Here is a 20,623-nt window from a genome sequence, read left to right as displayed (position 1 = left end):
TGGTCACGAGTCAAGCAGCTGGAGGTGCTTCGGTGCCCGACTTTACCACCGTGCTGGGAGACCGGCAACGGCTTGACATACCAGGGATGGTATGCCTGCCCGAAAACACGTACAAGATGCGGCCACCTTGCCCCTTTGGGCGGGTGCTTGTCTGGCTTCTGCGATCATCGGCGCCATGGTTCACCCCGAGACCGTGCCCCTCGCCCGCGCTTTTGCCGCAACGGGCCGACAACTTATGGCGCGGACGGCGTGCAGGCCACGCAGGCCGACGCGGCGCGGCAACTGGGCGTGAAGGTTACCTCACCCTGAGCCCATCGCCGCCGCTATCCTCAGGTCTATGACCTCTTCCGACGCGGCCATCCGGACCAAGCTCGATTCGCTCGCGCAGGCGCTGCGGCATTACCACTCGGCGCTGCTCGATTTCGCCAAGGGCGAGTACGAGTTCCTGCACGGCCCAATTGACGGTCCCTACAAGCTCTACAGCCTCGTCGTGAACGACCCTGCCTTCCAGTGGCTGCGGCCCGTTTCCGGCCTGATGGCGACGCTCGACGAGGTGCTGGACGCCAAGGACCGCCCCCTGACCGAGCAGAACGTGACCGACGTGAAGTTCGCGCTGGGCCTGCTGTTTTCCGACACCGACACCAACTTTGCCGACTTCCGTAGGGGCCGCGCCCGCGCCAAAGACGACGCCAAGGTGCGCGAGACGGAAGCTCGCTGGCGCGAAATCCTGAACAGTGTGGAGGCGTAATTGAAACTGATCGTAGGTCTGGGCAATCCCGGCGAAAAGTACGCGCAGACCCGGCACAACGTGGGCTGGCTGGTCGTGGACGAACTCGCGCGGCGGGCCGGAGGAAGCTGGCGCAAGGACGGCGAGGCCGAGGTCTGCGAAGTGCGGCTGGGTACGGCGCCCGGCGAGAAGGTGCTGCTCGTCAAGCCCCAGACCTTTATGAACACCTCGGGCAAGGCGGTTTGGCCGCTGATGTCGTTCTACAAACTGGAGGGCGAGCAGCTTCTCGTCGTGCAGGACGACCTCGACAGCCCCTTCGGCCTGCTGCGCTTTCGCCTGGGCGGGCGGCACGGCGGCCAAAACGGAGTGCGCGACATCATCGCCCGGCTGGGCTACGACCGCTTTCCCCGGCTCAAAATCGGCATTTCCCGCCCCCCCGCTGGCCGTGACCCCGCCGACTGGGTGCTGAGCAAGTGGCGCGACGAGGAACGCGAAACGCTCGCCGAACTCGTGCGCCTCGGGGTTGGCGCGGCGGAGCTGTGGGCGGTGCAGGGACTCGCCGAAGCGCAGCAGATGTACAACGGCACCGACCTGCGCCCCCAGCCGCCTGCCCCGCCAGCCGCCCCGGCACCGGCAGCGGACGGGGCACCGGGTGACGCTCAAGACTGACTCAAGGTGACCCAGGCAACTTCTGTCCTGGCGGCGCGTATTCAGGAGCGGTATGGAACTGTTCTCCGGTTTGCTTTCGGCGCTGGGCCTGTCGGGTGCGGCGGGGCTGAACGCCTACATTCCGCTGCTGATCGTGGGGGCACTCGACCACTTCGGCTTTATGCACCTGGGTGCGCCCTTCGACATCATCTCGAACCCTTATTTCATGGTGCTGGTCGGGCTGCTCGGCGTGCTCGATTTTGTCGGTGACAAGATTCCCGGCGTAGACCACGCGCTCCACGTCGCGGGCACCGTCATCAACACCGGGGCCGGAGCGGTGCTCGCCGCCTCGCAGATGGGCGTGGCCGACGTGCCCCCGGCGGTCAGCGCCGTGCTCGGCCTACTGGTCGCGGGCGGGGTCCACGCCACCCGCAGCGCCTTGCGCCCCGTCTCCACCGCCACCACGGCGGGCCTCGGCAATCCGGTCATCAGCGCCGCCGAGGACGCGGGCAGCCTCACGCTGAGCGTCCTCGCCGTCTTTGCGCCGCTGCTGGCTGTGCTGGGCCTCGCGGGCTTCGGCGTGCTGGCCTTCAAGCTCTACAATCGGGTCAGGCCCCGTCGCCAGCGCATCTGAGCAGCATGAAAAAAGAACTCCCCGCCGGTCTTGGTCGGGGAGTTCTCTTTGTGAATTGACGTGGTGCCCGCTGTCGCCTCAGCGGTTCACGATATGAATCGCCTGCTTGTGGCTCGCTTCCGCCGCTTCCAAGATGGACTCGCCCAGCGTGGGGTGCGCGTGGATGGTCAGCGAAATGTCGGTGGCGGTGGCGGCCATTTCGAGCGCCAGCCCCGCTTCGGCGAGCATGTCTGAGGCGTGCGGCGCCACGATGTGCACGCCCAGCAGCAGGTCGGTGTCTTTCTCCACGACCATCTTGACAAAGCCTTCGGTGGCTTGCAGCGTCATGGCGCGGCCTGAGGCGCTCATGGGGAACACGCCGGTCTTGACCTCGTAGCCCTTCTCCTGCGCCTCGGCTTCGGTCAGACCCACCCAGGCGAGCTCGGGGTTGGTGTAGACCACGCCGGGAATGGCGACGGCGTCCTGCTCGGCGGGTTTACCGGCGATGACCTCGGCGGCCACCAGCCCCTCCTTCATCGCCTTGTGCGCCAGCATGGGGTTGCCGGCCACGTCCCCGATGGAGAAGATGTGCGGCACGTTGGTGCGCTGCTGCTTGTCGGCGGGAATGAAGCCGCGCTCGGTCACGGTCACGCCGGCTTGTTCCGGGTTCAGGCCGTCGGTGCGCGGGCGGCGGCCCACGGCGACGAGCACCCGGTCAAAGACTTCGGTGGTCTTCTCGCCGGTCTTCACGTTTTCGAGTTCCACATGCACGCCGTCGCTCTTTTTCTCTGCGCGGTTGGCCTTCATCTGGGTCACGATTTCGATGCCCTGCCGGCTCATGATCTTGGAAAATTCCTTGACCGCGTCGGCGTCGGCGCCGGGAATCACGCTGGGCAGAAACTCGATGATTTTGACCTGGCTGCCGAGGTTGTTGTAGACCTGCGCGAACTCGAAGCCGATCACGCCGCCGCCCACGCACAGCATCCGGGCCGGCACCGGGTCGGGCATGACCAGCGCGCCGGTCGAGTCCACGATCTGCTGCTGGTCCACTTCCAGCCCCGGCAGTTTGGCCGGGTCGGAGCCGGTGGCGATGATGATGTTGGCCGCCGTGTAGGTCTTGTCGCCCACCTGCACGGTGTGGTCGTCCACGAAGCTGGCCTGTCCGGTGAGCAGCGTGACCTTGTTGGCCTTGAACAGCCCCGAGACGCCGCCCGTCAGCTTCTTCACGATGCTGTCTTTCCAGCCGTTGAGTCGGGCGATGTCAAGGGCCTGCCCGCTGAAGGTCAGCCCGAACTCGGCGGCGTGCTTGCTCGCCTGCATGGTTTCGGCGGCGTGTAGCAGCGCCTTGGTCGGAATGCAGCCGATATTGAGACAGACGCCGCCCACCGCGCCGCGCTCCACGCAGGCCGTTTTCAGCCCGAGCTGCGAGGCGCGAATGGCCGCGTGATAGCCGCCGGGACCCGCGCCGATGACCAGCACGTCATAGTCAAAGTTGTTCGTCATGGCGGCAGTCTAACGTGACCCCCAGGCGCAGACGGTGACCTGCCAGGATAGCTGGACACGGGCCGCTGACCACTGAAACTGGTGAGTCTGCCCGCTCACCACCTCACCAATTGACGAACCCCACCAAATGGGGGGGCTCAAAATGTGAAATTTATCGGCGCCGCTCTATGGGTAAAAACTTAAGATTACTTAAAGCCATCCACTCAGGTTTCAACGTCCGTTGCGCTTTCCTTCCTTCCCTGTTTGCCGAGGAGTTCCCGTGATCACTCAGCTTCTGACCGCGCCCGTCCCCACTTCTACTCTCGCTCACGTCGTTCTGCGCCCCCGGCCCGGCGCCGGCGTGACGTGCTACTGGTGCAAGAAGCTGCTGCGGGCCTGCGACGGTGTGCGCACGGTGGAGCAGGTGGCCGAACTGCTGCACCTGCCGCTGCAAGTGTGCCTCAAGCTCACGCGCCGCGCCTACCAGCAGGGCTGGGCCGACCTGAGCATGCGCGAACTGGCGCCCAACGAGCCCGCCCCGCTGTGGGACTGTCTGCTCGAAGCCCTCGGCCCCGACGGTGAAGGCCTGCTGACCCGCGCTGCCCAGATGAGCCGCTGCGAGCCGCGCGCCATTCCCCTGCAAGAAGCGGCCAACTTCCTCATCGGCGTCGAGCTGCTGCTGCCCGAAAACCTGCGCGACGAACTGGTGCCGCTGCTCGACCGGCTGCGCGGCCAGTACGCTGCCTGAACATCTGAAATATCCACTGACTGTAAGGGTGCCCAGAGCAAAGGTTCTGGGCGCTTCCTTTTGCTGGCTATTCGGGCAGTCGGCGCACCGGCAAGCGCACCCACTGGCGGCGCGACACCCAACGCAGAAAAAGCACCAGCAGCGCCCCACCCGCCTGCGCCTGAAAGGGCGTGAAATGCGGCGCGAGCAGCCATACCGCGCCTGCTCCGGCAGCGGCGGCGGTGGCGTAGAGCTGGTCGCGGCGGTACATCACCTCGGGCACTTCGTTGGCGATCAGGTCACGGATGATGCCGCCGCCCACCCCACTGAGCATGCCCGCAAACACCACGCCCAGCGGCCCCAGCCCGATTTTGATGGCCCCCAGGGCGCCCGACGTAGCGAACAGGGCCAGCCCCGCCGAGTCGAAGAGGCTCAGTGTGCGCTCGAAGCGGGCGAGGCGCTCACCGAACGCGAAGGCCAGCAGCGCGCCGAGCAGCGCGGTCCAGAGGTAGGTTTCGTCACGCAGAAACAGCGGCGGGGTTTGCCCGGTCAGCGAGTCGCGGATGGCGCCGCCGCCCACCGCCGTGACTGCGCCCAGCACCAGCACGCCGAACAGATCAAACCGCTTACGCACCCCCAGCAGTGCTCCCGACATGGCAAAGGCCAGCACCCCGATCAGGTCCAGCCAGTGCAGGCCCTCGGCCAGGGTATAGGTCGTGAGCAACGTGTCGTTCACCCGTTCAATCTAGGGCAGACCCCCGGTACGAGGCAGACCCCCGGTACATGGGCCGGTCCGGACGCGCAGCGGGCGGCATGAAGGCCTGCGGGGGCGTCCGGCCTGCGGGGGGGTGCGGTCTACGGCCCCAGGGCACACAATGGGATGGATATGCGCGTTTCCTGGTTTCTGCTGCTGCTGCCCTTTGTGTTGACCTCTGCTCTGGCGGCCACGTCCGCTGCAAGTCATGCCAGCGGCCCGCCCGCCTTCATGGGGCAACTGACCCTGCTGCTGCTCGTGGCAGGAGCCACGGCCTTCGCATCGTTCCGGCTGGGACTGGTGCCCATCATCGGGTTTCTGTTCGCGGGGGTGCTGGCCGGGCCGTCGGCGCTGGGCATCATCGACGACCCGGCCCTGATCGGCGCGGCATCCGAGATCGGGGTGATGCTGCTGCTCTTTACCATCGGCATCGAGTTCAGCCTGGACAAACTCGCCCGCATCTTCCGGCTGATTTTCGTGGGGGGCGGCCTTCAGGTGCTCCTGACGGTCGCAGCGGTCACGGGCGTGCTGCTGGCCTTCGGGGTCAGCCTGCCCAACGCCGTGTTCACGGGTTTTCTGCTCAGCCTGTCGAGCACCGCCATCGTCACCAAGATTCTGGAGTCGCGCGGCGGGGTGGGGTCGCCGACCGGGCAGGCCAGCCTGGGCATCCTGATCTTTCAGGATCTGGCGGTGGTGGTCATGGTGCTGCTGGTGCCCATGCTCGCCGGACAGGGCGGCGGGGCGGGCGGCCTGGTCGTGGCGCTGCTCAAGGCCGGGGGAATCGTGGCGGCGGTGCTGCTGCTGGCGCGGCGGGTCGTGCCGAAACTGCTGGAGGTGGTGGCCCGCACCTGCTCGCAGGAGATTTTTCTGCTCAGCACACTGTCGCTGTGTTTCGCCACGGCGTACCTGACCAGTCTGGCCGGGGTCAGCCTGGCGCTCGGGGCCTTCCTGGCCGGGCTCCTCGTCAGCGAGAGCCGTTTCGGGCAGCAGGCCTTCGGAGAAATCCTGCCCCTACAGATCCTGTTCAGCGCGGCGTTTTTCCTGTCGGTGGGCTTGCAGCTCGACCTGGGTTTCCTGTGGACGCACCTGCCCCTGGTGCTGGGAGCCGTGGCCGTCTTCGCCGTGCTCAAGGCGCTCGCGGCGGCCCTCAGTGTGCGGCTGCTGGGGTTCCCGCTGGCGACCGCCGCCGCGACCGGCTGGCTGCTGGCGCAGGTCGGCGAGTTCTCGTTCGTGCTGGAGAGCAGCGGGCGGGCGCTGGGCCTCAGTCCGGCCGGTCTGGGCGAGACGGGCACCCAGACCTTCATCGCCGCGACGGTGCTGCTCATGGCCCTCACGCCGGTCATGGCGACCCTGGGCGAACGCCTGGGTGCCCTGGGCCGCGCGCGCCCCGCACCTACCGCCGCGCCCGCCGAAGCTCCCACCCGGGCCGAGCCCAACCCCGAGGCCCCGCTGGCGCACCTGAGCGGGCACGTGCTGGTGGCAGGTTTCGGGGACCACGCGCGGCGGCTGGTCAAGGGGCTGGCGGCGCAGCAGGTCCCGTTCGGGGTGCTGACCCTCAGTCCGGACGGGGCCGCGCAGGTCACCGCGCACGGGTATCCGGTCCTTATCGGGGACTATGCCCGCGCTGGGCTGCTGGGCGACGCCGGGCTGGCCTCGGCCCGCGCGCTGGTGGTTCTCGACGACGTCCCGGAAATGACGGCGCGGGTAATCGGCGTGGCCCGCACCCTGAATCCGGAGCTGACCATCGTGGCGCATACCGACGAACCCGGCGAGATTGCCACCCTGCGCGGCGTGGGGGCCACCCACGTCCTGACGAGTACCGACGCCGTGGCTCGCGGCGTGCTGGGCCTGTGACGCTGCCCAGCACGCCGCCCATGACCCTCAGCGCGGAGCAGCAGCAGATGTGCGACCACGCCCACAGCGTCACCGTGGTGCATCCGGACAGCCTGGACACCTGTCCAGAATGTGTGGCGCAGGGCGACTCGTGGGTGCACCTGCGCGTGTGCATGACTGCGGCCACACCGGCTGCTGCGATTCCTCGCCCAACAGGCACGCCACCGCCCACGCCCAGTCCAGCGCGCACCCGGTGATCCGCAGCCTGGAACCGGGCGAGGCCTGGGCCTACTGCTATGTTCACGACCGCACAGCTCCCCGCTGAAGCGTGACGGCCCTTTTGTCAGAGTGCCGCCCAGCGTGGTATACTCCCCGCTGTTGTCTCGAACCGGCCTCCCGTCCGTGCTGGGGGCCACGTTCCGAGAAGAAGGCCCCGGCGAGACGCGCCGTGTGGCTCCCCGAGGAGAAAGATCATGGCCAAACACCCCGTTCCCAAGAAGAAGACCAGCAAGAGCAAGCGCGACATGCGCCGCAGCCACCACGCGCTGACCGCCCCCAACCTGACCGAGTGCCCCCAGTGCCACGGCAAGAAGCTCTCGCACCACATCTGCCCCAACTGCGGCTATTACGATGGCCGTCAGGTGCTCGCGGTCTAACGTCCTCGGCTGGACCTCTGCCCCCCCACGCGGGGGGTTTTGTTTTGCCTGAGAACCACGAACACGCCACGTCGCAGAACAATGGACACGGCCAGAACAAAGCCGAACAGGACTGCACCGGCAGATTTGTCGGCCCCAACTGCTCGGACAACTGCCCGACTTGATCTCTTCCAAGAAGCGAGCCCCCGGAACCTGAACTTCCGGGGGCTGCTTTTGGGGCTTGATCCGCTGTTCAGAGGCCCAAGGGGTCGAGCAAAAGCGGTTCCTCGGCCTCGAAGGGCTCGGCGTATTTCACCCGCAGCAGGGTGCCCCAGTAGGTCAGGCGGCCCTGACGCCGCTCGATGATTTCGGGCGTGACCGTCTCCGACACGTAGCCCCCCGCGAACTGCGAGGTGTGCGCCCGGATGGCGGCTTCCCACTCGGTCATCACACTACCGATGTCTACCAGCACGTTGGCGCTGATGTCCGAGTTGCCCTGATAGAGCAGCACCCGCTGCACCCGCCAGGGATCGCCGCCGAGGTCAGCCTTTTTCAGCGCCGCGAGGTGAATGGCCCGCTTGGTGAGGTGGTAGGTCCCGAAGTGGTCGGGGTGGCGGTCGTGCCAGTGCGGCACCACCAGCACGCGGGGCCGCACCGTGCGCAGGGCGGCGGCCAACGCGTGAGCAAAGGGCGGCGTGTCGGCGAGTTCCCCATCGGGCAGCCCGAGTTGGCCGCGCCAGCTCAGGTCCATCAGGCGGGCCGCCGCCACGCACTCGGCCTGCCGCTCGGCGGGCGTCCCCTGGGTGCCCTTTTCACCGCGCGTGAGTTCCAGAATCCCCACTGCCCGGCCCGCCTGCGCCAGCCGGATCAGCGTGCCGCCCGCGCCGATTTCGGCGTCGTCGGGGTGGGGGGCGAGGCACAGCCAGTCGAGCGGCTGCGCCTCGCCGTAGACGGTCTGGAGCGTCGGCGTCACAGGCCGAGCTGCTGCTTGAAGCCGCGCAGCACCCCGGCACTCTGTTCCAGCTTCTGTTGCTCGTCGCCGGTCAGCTTGGGGTGCAGGGTGGACAGCACCCCCTGACGGCCCACGACACGCGGCAGGCTGAGGCTCACGCCGTATTCGGGGGTCGGCGCACTGACGGTCAGGACGGCGCGGCGGTCACGCAGCACGGCCTCGGTGATGCGGGCGAGCGCCGCGCCGATGCCGTAGTAGGTGGCCCGCTTGCCCTCGATGATGCTGGCGGCGGCGTTGCGGGTGCCCTCATCGATTTTGGCGCGCACCTGCTCGTTCCAGGGGAGGTTCTGGGCCTGCATGAAGTCGGCCACCGGCATTCCGGCGACCATGGCGCTGCTCCACGCCAGCACTTCCGAGTCGCCGTGTTCGCCCAGCACATAGCCGTGCGCGTGCGTGCCGTCTACCCCCGCATGCTGCGCCATCAGGTGCCGAAAGCGCGCACTGTCGAGCACGGTTCCCGAACCGATCACCGGTTGCCCCGGCGCGAGCTGCGTCGCCAGATCGGTCAGCAGGTCCACCGGGTTGCTGGTGACCAGCAGGACGGCGTCCGGCGCGGCGCGGGTAATCTGCGGCACGAGTTCGCGGAAGATGTCGGCATTCTTTTCCAGCAGGTCCAGGCGGCTTTCGCCCGGTTTCTGGTTGGCCCCGGCGGTCAGAATCACCACCTGGGCGTCGGCAAGCTCGCTGTGTCCCCCGTGCCAGACGCGGGTGCCGTGGCTGACCGGGGCGGCGTGGGCGATGTCCTCGGCCTCGGCCTGGGCGCGGTCCTCGTCGCGGTCGACCAGCACCAGTTCGCTGCAACTACCGCGCAGCACCAGCGCGAAGGCCGCCGTCGAACCGACGAAGCCGGTGCCGACCACGCCGACTTTCATCTGTGTGCTCCCGAGGGCACGCACAGCACCGGCACCGCGCTGCGGCCCACCAGCTTCTCGGCGCTGCTGCCGATGAAAAAGTGTTCCAGCGCGCCCTGCGGGTGGGTGCCGACCACGATCAGGTCCGCGCCCCACGCCCGGGCCGCGTCGAGCAGCCCCGTGATGGGATCGCCGACGAGCAGCTCGCTTTCCTCACCGTCGCGGATCAGCCCCGAGAGCCGGTTGGAATCGGCGTCTTCGAGCGTTTGCAGCAGCCCCGGGTCGGGCATGATCGGCGTGACGCCGCCCACCACGTCGGGAGCCGCCACCGCGCGGGCGTCGGTCACGTGGGCGAGCCGCAGCCGCGCGCCGGGAAAGCGGGTCCGCGCCACTTCAAGGGCGTGCAACGACGAGGGCGAGAAATCGATCCCGACCAGCAGTCGCTGAAAACCTGCGCCGGAAAGGGAAGAGCCGGGAACCGAAGAAACGGGCTGGGTCATGCCCCGAAGGTACAGAGCGGCTCTGGCGGGGACGTGATACCCAGGCGGGGAAAGTCTTGAGCTAGGGCAGGTTGACTGGCTACCTCCATTTTTCTGTCAATCAACTCGGGCTCAGTGTTCCTGATCGATAAAAGCCTTGAGCGCGTCCATCTGCACGATGATCGGCGAGCGGGCACGAACGATGGCGCCGCCCTTTTTCAGGCGGCTGAGGCTGTGGCTGACCGTTTCGCGGGTGGCTCCGACCATACGGGCGATGTCTTCCTGGTTGAGCTTGAGGTTGAGCTCCACGCCCTGACTGTGCGGACGCCCGAACTCGCGGGCGAGGCGGTAGAGCAGACTCGCCACGCGTTCGGGCGCGCTGTAGGCGCTCACGGTGGCCGTCCACGCCTGCGCCTCGAACAGCCGCGCCGCCATCAGGCGAATAAGTTTCATGGCGAGGTCGGGCTTGGTGCTGAGCAGTTTTTGCAGCTCCTGGCGCGGCAGCACGATCAGGGTGGTGCGCTCGAGCGCCTCGGCCTGGGTGGGGCGGCGCTCCTCGGGTTGCAGCAGCAGTTCCCCGAAGGTGTCGTGCTGCCCGACCACGCCCAGAATCGCCTCCTTGCCGTTGGGAAACAGTTTGCTGATCTTGACCAGCCCGCTGCGCACGAAGTAGAGCGCGTCGGCGGGGTCGTCCATGCGGTAGATCACTTCGCCCGGCTGATACGAGCGGTAGGGGGTCGTGGCGGCGACCTGTTCCAGTTCGGCCAGCTCAAAATCAGCGAACAGTTCGGTTCGCTTCAGATGCCAGACCAAGCTTGGATAGTTCATGTCTGCCCGGAAGGATAACCGAAAAGCAGGCGGATAAACGGCGACTGTCCGACAGAAGACGGTTTACTTTTTGTCCATTTGATGAGAGGACTAAGCCGGGCCGTTTGGAGGACAGTGGTCGCCTGACCTCACGAGTCGGACGTTTCTAGGTCAGGGCGCAGGCTGGCCGGGTGCTGGGTGTTACAGTGCCGGTAGCAGAGCCGAAAAACGTTGTCAGGCAGGGAAATGGGGCGGGGGAGTCGGCCTCATGACATTCGCCCCGCAAAGTTTTATACTCGGTTCAATTTCAAAGCCCAGGCTCTCCTTCAGGGGAAGAGTCTGCCCTTACACGGAGGAATCATGCCCAGCTACAAAGCCCCCACCCGCGACATGAAGTTCGTCATGCAGGAACTGCTCGGCGCCGGCGACCAGCTCGCCGCCATGCCCTTTTACCGGGACAACGAGACCGCCGACTTCGACCTGCTGTCCCAGGTGCTCGACGAGGCCGCCCGCTTTGTCGAAACCGAAATCCAGCCGCTGAACCAGGTCGGCGACCAGGAAGGCTGCAAGCGCGACGAGCAGGGCAACGTGACCACGCCCGCAGGCTTCAAGGCTGCCTACAAGAAGTTCTGCGACGCCGGCTGGACCGCGCTGGACGCCGACCCCGAGTACGGCGGTCAGGGTATGCCCCACACTGTCAGCATCGCCATGAACGAAATGATCTGCTCGGCGAACGTGGCCTGGGGCATGTACCCCGGCCTGTCGCACGGCGCCTACGCGGCCCTGCACGCCGTGGGCAGCGACGAGCTGAAGAAGCTCTACCTGCCGCACATCGTGGACGGCAGCTGGACCGGCACCATGGGCCTGACCGAGCCGCACGCCGGCACCGACCTGGGCATCATCCGCACCAAGGCGAGCGACAACGGCGACGGCACCTACAGCGTGACCGGCACCAAGATCTTCATCTCCGCCGGTGAGCACGACATGTCCGAGAACATCGTGCACCTCGTGCTGGCGCGCCTCGAAGGTAGCCCCAAGGGCACCAAGGGCATCAGCCTGTTCCTCGTGCCCAAGTTCATCCCCAACGCCGACGGCAGCCTGGGTGAGCGCAACGGCGTGGTCTGCGGCAGCCTCGAGCACAAGATGGGCATTCACGGCAACGCGACCGCCGTGCTGAACTTCGACGGCGCCAAGGGCTGGCTGGTCGGCGAAGTCAACAAGGGCATGAACCACATGTTCATCATGATGAACGCCGCCCGTCTCGGCACCGGTATGCAGGGTCTGGGCCTCGGCGAAGTCGCCTACCAGAACGCGCTGGCCTACGCCAAGGACCGCATCCAGATGCGCCACGAACCCCGCGTGAGCAGCGAGGAAGCCGACCCCATCCTGGTGCACCCCGACGTGCGCCGCATGCTGCTGACCGGCAAGGCCTACAGCGAAGCGGGCCGGGCCCTGGCCCTGTGGCTGGCGCTGAATCTCGACATCGAGTCGCACCACGCCGACGAAGCCCAGCGCAAGGAAGCCGGCGACATGGTGGCCCTGCTGACCCCCATCGCCAAGGCCTTCATGACCGACAACGGCTTCAACGTGGCTGTGCAGAGCCAGCAGGTCTTCGGTGGTCACGGCTACATCCAGGAATGGGGCATGGAGCAGTTCGTGCGTGACGCCCGCATCGGGCAGATCTACGAAGGCACCAACGGCATCCAGGCGCTCGACCTGCTGGGCCGCAAGGTCCTGATGGACGGCGGCAAGAAGCTCCAGAAGCTCGCCGGCACCCTGCAAGCCTTTGCCGAAGAAAACGAAGGCGACGAAAACATCGGCGACTACGTCAACCAGCTCGGCAAGGCCGCCCAGCAGCTCGGCTCCATCACCATGGTGATCGGCCAGAAGGCGATGACCGGCCCCGAAGGTGCGGATGAAGTGAACGCCGCCGCCGTGGATTACCTGCGCTTCTTCGGCCACGTGGTGTACGGCTACCTGTGGGCCCGCATGGCGAAGATCGCCCACGACCAGATCGACGCGGGCAACGACAAGGACGGCTTCTACCTCGCCAAGACGCAGACCGCCAAGTTCTACTTCACCAAGCTGTTCCCCGAAACCAAGGCGCTCGCCGCGACCATCAAGGCCGGCAACGAAGCGCTGGCGGTGGACGACAAGGCCGTCTTCGGCTGGGAACACGCCGAACTCGTGAACGCCTGAGTCTTTTAGACCCCCTGCGCCCTGCTCCCCGGTGGAGCGGGGCGTTTTCTTTTGGGGTTCCTGTGGCACGGGTTCTTGTGACGCCGACAGGCAACCATCCCCCGCCCTGGCTCGTAGAACGAACATGAACCATCTGCTGACCACCCTGCTGCCGACCACGCTGCTTCTGGCCGCCTTGCCTCTCGCCTCGGCGGCGCCCCTGACCGTGCGTGTTGGACAGACCGTAAGAGTCGGCGGCGCCACCGTGACCGTGCTGCGCCTGACCGATGGCCGCTGCCCGCCCCGCGCTTATTGCCTGCTGGCGGGGCAGGTCACGGCGAGCGTGATGGTGACGAAGGGAAGTGCGACCCGCACCCTGAAACTGACGCTGCCGGGGCGCGCGGTCAACACTCCGGCAGGAACCCTCAAGCTGACGGGGGCGTCGCGGCTAGGGCAAGACCGGACGCCCCGGCTGACCCTCGATCTGCGCTGATGGCGGCGCCAGTCCCGCTAACATGCGCCCGATGAAGCACTTCACGCCGCAAGACCCGACCCCCCGTGACCTGGGCTTTGCCATGCCGCCCGAATGGGCCCCGCACGAGGCGACCTGGATGGGCTACCCCGCCGACGACGAGCTGTGGTTCGGCCACCTCGCCGGGGTGCGCGACGAGTACGCGGGGTTGGTGCGGACCATCGCTCGCTTTGAGCGCGTCGAGCTGCTCGTCCGCGACGAGGAAAGCGAACGCGACGCCCGCGCCCGGCTGACGGGGCACAACGTGCGCTTTCATCGGGTGCCGCTCGACGACTCGTGGCTGCGCGACTCCGGCCCGCTCTTTGTGACGCGCGGCGAGAAAGACCCCGAAGTCGCGCTCGTCAACTGGCGCTTCAACGCCTGGGGCGGCAAGTTCGAGTGGGAAAACGACAACCGGGTGCCCGAGTACGTGGCGCAGTTCCTGGGGATGGGCCACTGGGACCGCCCCGAAGTGCTGGAAGGCGGCGGCCTGGAAATCGCCGGAGACGGCGCGGCGCTCACGACCCGCTCGTGCTTTCTGACCGACACTCGCAATCCGGGGCTCAGCGAGGAGGGCTACACCTTCCTGCTCTCCGACCAGCTCGGCGTGAAAAAGCTGCATTGGCTCGACGGCGGGCTGGAAAACGACCACACCGACGGGCACATCGACACCATTACTCGGTTTGCTGCCGAGAACGTCATCGTGACGAGTGTGGAGGCCGACCCCAACGACGCCAACCACGCGGTGATGCAACGCAACCTGGCGACGTTGCGCGAGCTGCGAACGCCGGGGGGCGACTTTTATCAGATTGTCGAGCTGCCGCTGCCGGCCCACCGGCTGGAGGGCGCCGAGGGCCGCTTGCCGCCCACCTACGCCAACTTCTACATCGGCAACGGCTTTGTCGTGGTGCCGCAGTACGGCGACCCCAACGACAAGCAGGCGCTCGACGTGCTGCGGCCCCTGTTTCCGGGCCGTGAGGTCATCGGCGTGCCGAGCCGCAAGATCATCGAGGGCGGCGGCTCCTTTCACTGCCTGACGCAGCAGCAACCGGCGGGGCGGGTGTGGTCGGGGGAGTGACTGGGGGGTAGGTCAGCCCTCTGTTCCATTCAGTCGCGTCATGAGCTCATTCACGGCTTCACTATCTTCAAGTTCCGCAAAAATGTCCCGTGCCCTGAGCCAGTGCTGCTGCGCTTCGAGCAAATTCTTCTCCTGCTGAGCGAGGTCGCCCAGCCCCCGGAACGCGCACGCTATCGCTACCTGATCGTCGGCCTGCTGCGCGTAGACCAGGCTCTTCTCGTATTCCTGCCGTGCTCCGGCCAGATCGCCGAAGTGCAGCGCTACCGTCGCCACTTCATAAGCGTTGGCGGAAGCCGCCAGAGGGTCTTCTGGCAGCGAGGCGAGCAATTCGCGCTCCTCCAGAAAGCAGCGGCGGGCGGCGTCCCAGTTACCCGCCATCCGCTCCACCATGCCGACCTGATGCAGCGCGCGGTGCTCGGCGGTGTGGTCACCTGACTTCTGCGCCTGCTGCTGCAACGCCTGGAAACTGGCCCGCGCCTCGTCAAAGCGGTCCATAAACGCGTAGACGTAACCCAGCATAAAACGCGCCCCACTGGCTGTCGCGGGGTGAGCCAGCAACGCCTGGGCCTGTCGTTCAGCCAGCGCGTAGTCATGCGCTTCAAAAGCGGCCCAGGCTGCCGAGAGGTCGGTCATGACTGATGCTGGCAAATAAAGAGGGCCAGAGCAACGGCCCCGGCCCCTCTACTCCCGCGTTATTTACTTCTCCCGAATCGCCCAGCCCCGCGCCTTCACCGCGTCAATCTGCGCGTTGAACACCGGGTCCACTTCCTCGTCGGTCAGGGTTTTGGCGCCCCGGTAGGTCAGGCGCACCGCCACCGAGCGGTTGCCCGCGCCCACCTGTTCGCCGGTGAACACGTCGAAGGGCTCCACGCTCTCCAGCAGTTCGCCGCCCGCGCCTTTCAGCACCCCGACGATGTCGCCGTAGCTCACGCCCTGCGGCGCAATCACCGCGAGGTCACGCCACGCGGCGGGGGCACGGCTGGGGTCGCGGAAGGCCCAGTCGCGGCCCGGCAGCGGCAGCGCGGCTTCCATCAGGAAAGTGTCGCCTTTCAAGCCAAATTCCTGGGCAATTTCGGGATGCAGCGCGCCCAACCAGCCCACCCGCTCGCCGTTCCAGACCACCGCGCCCGCGACGCCGGGGTGCAGGGCGGCGGGCACGTCGTCGCCGCGCAGTTGCTCCAGCGCAAAGCTGGCGCCGACCGCTCCGGCAAAGCCCTGCACCAGTCCCTTGAACACGCTGAAATCGCCGCGCACGCCGTCCTGATAGGTGCGGGCCGCGAGGTCGCCGCGCATCAGCAGGCCCAGGCGTTCCTGCTCGCCCGCCGCCGGGAAAATCCGCCCGATTTCAAACAGTAGCGCCCGCTCGCCTTTCGGGTGTGCGCCCGCCGCCCGCAGCAGCGAGGGGTACAGCGCCGTGCGCATCCCAGTGCGGTCGGTGGTCATGGGGTTACGCAGGCGCACGCCGGGCGCCTCGGCCCGCGCCTTCTGCGCTTCCTCGTCGCTGGTGAAGGTGTAAGTCACGACCTCCTGAAAGCCCAGCCCGGCGAGGGTGCGCCGCAGTTCCGCGCGGGCTTCGCTCTGGGCCGAGGCGCCGATGTTGCTCTCGTGCACGCGCAGGGTGGGCAGCGTTTCGGGCAACTCGGTAAAGCCGTGCAGTCGGGCGACTTCCTCGGCGAGGTCCTGCCAGATGACCATGTCCACCCGCCACGAAGGCGGGGTGACGGTCAGGCTGTCGCCGTCGCCCGTCACTGTGCAGCCCAGGCGAGTGAGGCTCTCGCGCATTTCCGCCGTGCCGATGTGCATCCCCAGCAGGGCGCGAATCTGCTCGCCGGTCGTGGTGATGGTCTGCGGCACTTCGGGGGTGCCCACCACCGTCTGCCCGGCTTCGGGGGTGCCGCCCGCCGCGCGCAGCAGCTCGGCCACCCGCACGGCAGCTTTGGGCGCCAGCAGCGGGTCCACGCCGCGCTCGTAGCGGTACACGGCGTCGGTCTTGAGGCCCAGCCGGGTGGAGGTCCGGCGCAGCAACACGGGGTCGAAGTGCGCCGACTCGATCACCACGTCGCGGGTGTCGGCACGCACGTGGCCGTGGTCGCCCCCCATGATGCCCGCGATGCCCAGCACGTGCGAGCCTTCCTTGGGCTGCCCGGCGCTGGCAAAAGCCTCGGCTACCGTCATCACCGGTTCGTCGCTCATTCCCGCGTCTAGAATCAGCAGGTCCTCCGGGCCGACCTGATGCGTATTCCCCAGCAGGTCCTTGACAGTCTCGCCCTCGCGCAGACCGAAGGCCACCACCAGGCCGTCCCCGGCCACGTCGCGGCGGTCGTACAGCGCGGTGGGCTGACCGAGTTCGAGCATCACGTAGTTGGAGGTGTCCACGATCAGGTCGATGGAGCGCATCCCCGCGAGGCTGACCCGGCGCTGCATCCACAGCGGCGCGGGGCCGTTTTGCAGGCCGCTGACGGCGCGGGCGGCGAAATGGTCGCAGCCGAAGCGCAGTTTGCCCTGCGGGTCGCGGTCCAGCACCCGGCCCCGGTCAGGCAGGCTGACGCGGATCTCGCCCGGCTGGGTGGGTGCGGCAGGAATCTGGGGTTCTTTCAGCTCCAGGTTCAGGTACGCCGCGAGGTCGCGGGCGAGGCCCAGCGCGCTCAGCACGTCGGCGCGGTTGGGCGTGACTTCCACGTCCAGCACGCTGTCGGCGGGCCACAGCTCGCGCAGGGGTGTGCCGGGCGCCGCCGTGCCTGCCGGGAAGGTCAGAATGCCCGCGTTGCTCTCGCCGATGCCGAGTTCCTTGGCGCTGGCGGCCATGCCCCAGCTTTCGACGCCCTGCATGGGCCGCACGCCGTAGGTTATCCCGCCGAGCGTGGTGCCGGGCGTGACCAGCGCGACCATCGTGCCCGCCGGCAGACCCACCGCGTTGGGGGCACCGCTGGCGATGGTCTTTTCACCATTCTCGCCGGTGTCGAGCGTCAGTTTGGTGAGCTGCGTGCCCTCCATCGGTTCGGCGGCTTTCACGGCCACCAGCAGCACGCCGCCCACCGGCGCGGGCACGTCCTCCACGCCTTCGAGCGGCAGCCCGAGATGCGCGAAGGTGGGTTCGAGGTCAGCGACGGGCGGGAGGTCGGGAATCAGTTCTTTGAGCCAGGAGTAGGGAAGTTTCATGGGTTGACCTCTTGAGTTCGGACGAGTTCGCGCACCTGTTCGGGCACCAGATTCACTTCTTCGAGGCGGTTCAGGGCGACCCACTCGGGCTGATACCAGTTGTCTTCGCTTTGGCGAATGCCTTCGGGGCCGTCGCCCAGCCGCATTTCGCCGCTGACGACGCGGCACCGGAAGTAGTGCTCGTGGCTGGGGTTGGCGCCGTGCAGGTTGTCGAGTTCCAGCACCTGCTCACCGACCTGCACGGTCAGGTTGACTTCCTCCAGCACCTCGCGGGCGCAGGCTCCTTGCGGCGTTTCGCCTTCTTCGATGCCGCCGCCGGGCAGGGTGGCGTACTTCTTGCCGTTCTTGTGGCGCAGCATCAGCAGGATGTGGTGCTGGTCGTCGTAAATGAGGGCAACGGCGCGGGGGCGCAGGGGTGGATTTGCAGACATAAGTTCTCCAATCGCAAGATGGACGCGGGCGTAGGCGGGTTCAAAGTTCCCGCAGGTAACAGAGCATCCGCTCGTTCTGGCCGGGTTCCACGTTGATAAAACCGTGCCGCTCGTAAAAGCGCCGGGTGTCCCGGTCCACCTCGTCCACGTTGATGTGCATCTCCTGCCCGTGGCGCTCGCGGGTCAGGGCGATGGCCCGGTGCAACAGCTGCGTGCCGGTGCCCCCGCCCCTCAGCTCAGGCCGGACATACAGTTCTTCCAGCTGCGCCAGCGGGCCGTCCCAGTAAGGGGTCGGACGAAAGGTGAGGAATGCTAAGCCAGTCGGGGCGTTGCCGTTCTCGGCCAGCAGCACCAGCACGTCGGCGCGGTCCAGTAGTCCGGCAAAGCGGCGGGTGAGGGTCGGCAGGTCGGGAGTCGGCGCACCGAACTCGGTGTTGAAGTCGTGCAGCAAAGCGGCGACCAGCGGGGCGTCGGTGGCCGTCGCTGCCCGCAGGCTGACGTTCATCCCAGTTCCCCCCGGAACTGCCCGATGACGCGCGGGTCGTTGGCGTAGAAGTAGCGGATGTCGGGAATCCCGTACTTCAGCATGGCGATGCGCTCCAGCCCCAGCCCGAACGCGAAGCCGGTTTTGCCCTCGTACACGCGGTCCTTGCCCGCCGCCTCGCGCAGGTCGTCCACCGCCTTGAACACGTTGGGATGCACCATGCCGCAGCCGCCCAGTTCCAGCCACTTGCTCTCGCCGCGCGGGTTTTCCCAGTACACGGCGAAGTCGGCGCCGGGTTCCACGAAGGGGTAATAGCTGGGCTGAAAGCGCGCCTTGGCGCTCGCGCCGTACAGCCCGCGCGCCATTTCGGCAATGGTCCCCTTGAGGTCGCTCATGCTGATGCCGTCGCCCACCACCAGCCCTTCCAGTTGGTGAAACATCGCCTCGTGGGTGGCGTCGGTGGCTTCGTAGCGGTAGACCTTGCCGCGCACCACGATCTTGAAGGGCGGCTCGTGGTCCACCATGTAGCGAATCTGCATGGGCGAGGTGTGGGTGCGCAGCAGGCGTCCGTCTTCCAGCCAGAAGGTGTCTTGCAGGTCGCGCGCGGGGTGATACCACGGCACGTTGAGCGCCTCGAAGTTGTAGTGCTCTTCCTCGACTTCCGGCCCCTCGATCACCGCGTAGCCCATCTGGCGGTAGATGCCGATCAGGTCGTCGAGCACGCGGGAAATGGGATGCAGCCCGCCCGCCGGCAGGGGCAGGCCCGGCAGCGTCACGTCGATGGCTTCGCTGGCAAGTTTAGCGTCGAGTGCCGCGCGCTTGAGGGCTGACTCTTTCTCGTCCAGCGCGGCCTGAATCGCGGCGCGCACCACGTTGATTTCGGCGCCGCACGCCTTGCGTTCCTCGGGCGGCAGCTTGCCGAGGCTCCCAAGTTCTTTCGTCACCAGGCCGGACTTGCCGACGTACTTCGTCTTGACGGCCTGCAGCGCCTCAAGCGTCTCGGCCCCCTGAATTTCCTGAATCGCGGTGTCTTGCATGTGTTCCTCCAGCAGTCGTGTCTCTTAGGGACGAATCAAAAAAACGCCCCGCCAAAAGCAGCGGGGCAGACGCACGGGGCTCCTCTTAGCCCTGTGCGCTGCCCCGCTGAAAAAATGGCGAAGGTAAAACCGTCATGGGGCCAGGGTATCAGAAGACGCCCTGCGTAAAGACCCGCCGGATATCTTCGCGCGACGCTCCCAGGTTAAGCAGCACCAGCAGCAGCAGCCGCGCCTTGTGCGCGTTGAGAAAACTGGCGGGAATCGCGCCCGCTTCCACCAACGTCGCGCCGCCGCCCGCGTAGCCGTACACCGGCAAAATCGGCCCGGCGTGGGTGCGGGTAGCGAGCACCACCGGCTTGTCGGTCGCGGCAATGAGTGGCAGCAGTTCGGGCGGCAGGTTGCCGGTGCCGAGCGCGGCAATCACCAGTCCGTCGGCCCGCTCCAGCGCCCCGGCGTAGCCCTCGCCCTGCCAGCCGGCATAGGCATAGAGAATCTCCACCCGCCGCTCCAGCGTGACCGGGCGGAAAGTGGGGCGCGGTTCGGGCCGGGCAAAATAGTGGACCTGCGGCCCGGCGGCGGTGCGGTCGATGCGCCCGATGGGACCGGGATAGCCGCCGAACGCGTCCACCGCGCTGGTGTGCACCTTCGTCACGGTGCGGGCGTCGAAGATGTCCCCGCCAAACACGACGAGCGGCCCACGCCCCGCCGTCTGCGGGCACAGCGCGACCTGCGCGGCGTCGAGCAGGTTGCCGGGGCCGTCCCAGGAGACTTCCTCGGCGTGGCGCATGGAGCCGGTCAGCACCACCGGCAGCCCAGCGGGCAGGCACAGGTGCAGGAAAAAGGCCGTTTCTTCCAGCGTGTCGGTGCCGTGCGTGACCACCACCGCGTCGTGGCCCCCGGCGAGCTGCTCGATGAGGTGCGCGAGCTGCTGCATGTGCGCGGGCGTGACGTGCGGACTCGGCAGGTTGAACGGCTGGTGTTCGCTGACCTGCACTCCTTCCAGCCCCGGCAGCGCGGGGGGCGTTTGCGGCGTCAGCCCGCGTCCGTCGGGACTGGGCCGGCTGGCGATGGTGCCGCCGGTGTGAATCAGGGCGAGGCGCGGCAGAGAAGCAGGCATGGGGGCAGGGTAATAGATAGGGGAGAGGGGGGCGCCAGAACGCGAAAACCCTCCACCGAA

22 protein-coding genes are annotated in these 20,623 nt (G+C 67.2%); 10 read left to right on the top strand and 12 right to left on the bottom strand.

Annotated features, from left to right (window positions below; translation table 11 throughout):
- The first annotated feature begins 337 nt into the window (after window positions 1-337).
- From DR_RS12210 to DR_RS12200, 3 genes are read left to right on the top strand one after another with little or no spacing between them, the layout of a single operon-like run.
- Complete coding sequence (locus DR_RS12210; protein ID WP_010888999.1) at window positions 338-748, top strand: hypothetical protein; 411 nt, start codon at window positions 338-340, stop codon at window positions 746-748.
- Window positions 749-1,396 carry an aminoacyl-tRNA hydrolase gene (pth, locus tag DR_RS12205; RefSeq protein ID WP_010888998.1) on the top strand — a complete coding sequence of 216 codons (648 nt, stop codon included), beginning with the start codon at window positions 749-751 and terminating at the stop codon, window positions 1,394-1,396. It abuts the gene before it with no gap.
- 52 nt (window positions 1,397-1,448) lie between these two features.
- Entirely contained in the window at window positions 1,449-2,009 is a 561-nt protein-coding gene (locus tag DR_RS12200; RefSeq protein ID WP_010888997.1) for a DUF4126 domain-containing protein, read from the top strand.
- A 78-nt stretch (window positions 2,010-2,087) separates the two neighbouring features.
- On the opposite strand, the gene lpdA is transcribed toward DR_RS12200, so the two are convergent.
- Window positions 2,088-3,491, bottom strand: coding sequence for a dihydrolipoyl dehydrogenase (gene lpdA / locus DR_RS12195; RefSeq protein ID WP_010888996.1), 1,404 nt, complete (start codon window positions 3,489-3,491; stop codon window positions 2,088-2,090).
- A gap of 259 nt (window positions 3,492-3,750) precedes the next feature.
- On the opposite strand from lpdA, the gene DR_RS12190 reads away from it, so the two are divergent.
- A complete protein-coding gene (locus DR_RS12190; protein ID WP_010888995.1) occupies window positions 3,751-4,218 on the top strand; it encodes a hypothetical protein in 468 nt (155 codons plus the stop codon).
- 67 nt (window positions 4,219-4,285) lie between these two features.
- Here the strand turns inward: DR_RS12190 and DR_RS12185 are convergent, their stop codons facing one another.
- A complete protein-coding gene (locus DR_RS12185) occupies window positions 4,286-4,933 on the bottom strand; it encodes a trimeric intracellular cation channel family protein (RefSeq protein ID WP_010888994.1) in 648 nt (215 codons plus the stop codon).
- Window positions 4,934-5,083: 150 nt separating this feature from the next.
- Here DR_RS12185 and DR_RS12180 point away from each other — a divergent pair, with 150 nt between their 5' ends.
- From DR_RS12180 to rpmF, 3 genes are all read left to right on the top strand, one after another.
- A complete protein-coding gene (locus DR_RS12180; RefSeq protein ID WP_164927993.1) occupies window positions 5,084-6,805 on the top strand; it encodes a cation:proton antiporter in 1,722 nt (573 codons plus the stop codon).
- Window positions 6,806-6,914: 109 nt separating this feature from the next.
- Window positions 6,915-7,109 (top strand): UBP-type zinc finger domain-containing protein, encoded by a 195-nt coding sequence (locus DR_RS16930; RefSeq protein WP_234944652.1) that lies wholly within the window; start codon window positions 6,915-6,917, stop codon window positions 7,107-7,109.
- 148 nt (window positions 7,110-7,257) lie between these two features.
- On the top strand, window positions 7,258-7,440 hold the full coding sequence (gene rpmF, locus DR_RS12170; protein WP_010888992.1) for a 50S ribosomal protein L32: 183 nt from the start codon (window positions 7,258-7,260) through the stop codon (window positions 7,438-7,440).
- Between the two features lie 232 nt (window positions 7,441-7,672).
- On the opposite strand, the gene bshB1 is transcribed toward rpmF, so the two are convergent.
- The 4 genes from bshB1 to DR_RS12150 form a co-directional block, all read right to left on the bottom strand.
- Window positions 7,673-8,392 (bottom strand): bacillithiol biosynthesis deacetylase BshB1, encoded by a 720-nt coding sequence (gene bshB1 / locus DR_RS12165; RefSeq protein WP_010888991.1) that lies wholly within the window; start codon window positions 8,390-8,392, stop codon window positions 7,673-7,675.
- The gene (locus tag DR_RS12160; protein ID WP_010888990.1) at window positions 8,389-9,303 is read right to left on the bottom strand and encodes an L-lactate dehydrogenase; all 915 of its coding nucleotides are present in this window, start codon (window positions 9,301-9,303) and stop codon (window positions 8,389-8,391) included. Before DR_RS12160 ends, bshB1 begins: the two co-directional genes overlap by 4 nt.
- A complete protein-coding gene (locus DR_RS12155; protein WP_010888989.1) occupies window positions 9,300-9,782 on the bottom strand; it encodes a universal stress protein in 483 nt (160 codons plus the stop codon). Before DR_RS12155 ends, DR_RS12160 begins: the two co-directional genes overlap by 4 nt.
- 111 nt (window positions 9,783-9,893) lie before the next feature.
- Window positions 9,894-10,589 carry a Crp/Fnr family transcriptional regulator gene (locus DR_RS12150; RefSeq protein ID WP_010888988.1) on the bottom strand — a complete coding sequence of 232 codons (696 nt, stop codon included), beginning with the start codon at window positions 10,587-10,589 and terminating at the stop codon, window positions 9,894-9,896.
- Between the two features lie 339 nt (window positions 10,590-10,928).
- Here DR_RS12150 and DR_RS12145 point away from each other — a divergent pair, with 339 nt between their 5' ends.
- The 3 genes from DR_RS12145 (at window position 10,929) to DR_RS12135 (ending at window position 14,335) form a co-directional block, all read left to right on the top strand.
- Window positions 10,929-12,767: an acyl-CoA dehydrogenase C-terminal domain-containing protein gene (locus tag DR_RS12145; RefSeq protein ID WP_010888987.1), complete on the top strand. Its 1,839-nt coding sequence runs from the start codon at window positions 10,929-10,931 to the stop codon at window positions 12,765-12,767.
- Between the two features lie 124 nt (window positions 12,768-12,891).
- The gene (locus tag DR_RS12140) at window positions 12,892-13,239 is read left to right on the top strand and encodes a hypothetical protein (RefSeq protein WP_010888986.1); all 348 of its coding nucleotides are present in this window, start codon (window positions 12,892-12,894) and stop codon (window positions 13,237-13,239) included.
- A gap of 31 nt (window positions 13,240-13,270) precedes the next feature.
- On the top strand, window positions 13,271-14,335 hold the full coding sequence (locus DR_RS12135; RefSeq protein WP_051618851.1) for an agmatine deiminase family protein: 1,065 nt from the start codon (window positions 13,271-13,273) through the stop codon (window positions 14,333-14,335).
- Between the two features lie 12 nt (window positions 14,336-14,347).
- Here the strand turns inward: DR_RS12135 and DR_RS12130 are convergent, their stop codons facing one another.
- The 6 genes from DR_RS12130 to DR_RS12105 all read right to left on the bottom strand — a co-directional run bounded on the left by DR_RS12130 (window position 14,348) and on the right by DR_RS12105 (window position 20,563).
- The gene (locus DR_RS12130; protein ID WP_027480073.1) at window positions 14,348-14,968 is read right to left on the bottom strand and encodes a tetratricopeptide repeat protein; all 621 of its coding nucleotides are present in this window, start codon (window positions 14,966-14,968) and stop codon (window positions 14,348-14,350) included.
- Between the two features lie 63 nt (window positions 14,969-15,031).
- Window positions 15,032-17,494: a phenylalanine--tRNA ligase subunit beta gene (locus DR_RS12125; RefSeq protein ID WP_010888983.1), complete on the bottom strand. Its 2,463-nt coding sequence runs from the start codon at window positions 17,492-17,494 to the stop codon at window positions 15,032-15,034.
- Window positions 17,491-17,925 carry an NUDIX hydrolase gene (locus DR_RS12120; RefSeq protein WP_010888982.1) on the bottom strand — a complete coding sequence of 145 codons (435 nt, stop codon included), beginning with the start codon at window positions 17,923-17,925 and terminating at the stop codon, window positions 17,491-17,493. Before DR_RS12120 ends, DR_RS12125 begins: the two co-directional genes overlap by 4 nt.
- Before the next feature lie 40 nt (window positions 17,926-17,965).
- Window positions 17,966-18,430, bottom strand: a complete 465-nt coding sequence (locus DR_RS12115; protein WP_010888981.1) for a GNAT family N-acetyltransferase — start codon at window positions 18,428-18,430, stop codon at window positions 17,966-17,968.
- Window positions 18,427-19,446 carry a phenylalanine--tRNA ligase subunit alpha gene (gene pheS / locus DR_RS12110; protein ID WP_010888980.1) on the bottom strand — a complete coding sequence of 340 codons (1,020 nt, stop codon included), beginning with the start codon at window positions 19,444-19,446 and terminating at the stop codon, window positions 18,427-18,429. Before pheS ends, DR_RS12115 begins: the two co-directional genes overlap by 4 nt.
- 148 nt (window positions 19,447-19,594) lie before the next feature.
- The gene (locus DR_RS12105) at window positions 19,595-20,563 is read right to left on the bottom strand and encodes an asparaginase (RefSeq protein ID WP_034350512.1); all 969 of its coding nucleotides are present in this window, start codon (window positions 20,561-20,563) and stop codon (window positions 19,595-19,597) included.
- Window positions 20,564-20,623 lie beyond the last annotated feature (60 nt).

This window comes from Deinococcus radiodurans R1 = ATCC 13939 = DSM 20539 (genome assembly GCF_000008565.1).
Lineage (GTDB): Bacteria > Deinococcota > Deinococci > Deinococcales > Deinococcaceae > Deinococcus > Deinococcus radiodurans.
Note: the sequence above shows the minus strand (reverse complement) of the source record. Positions and strands in the feature narration are given on the sequence as shown.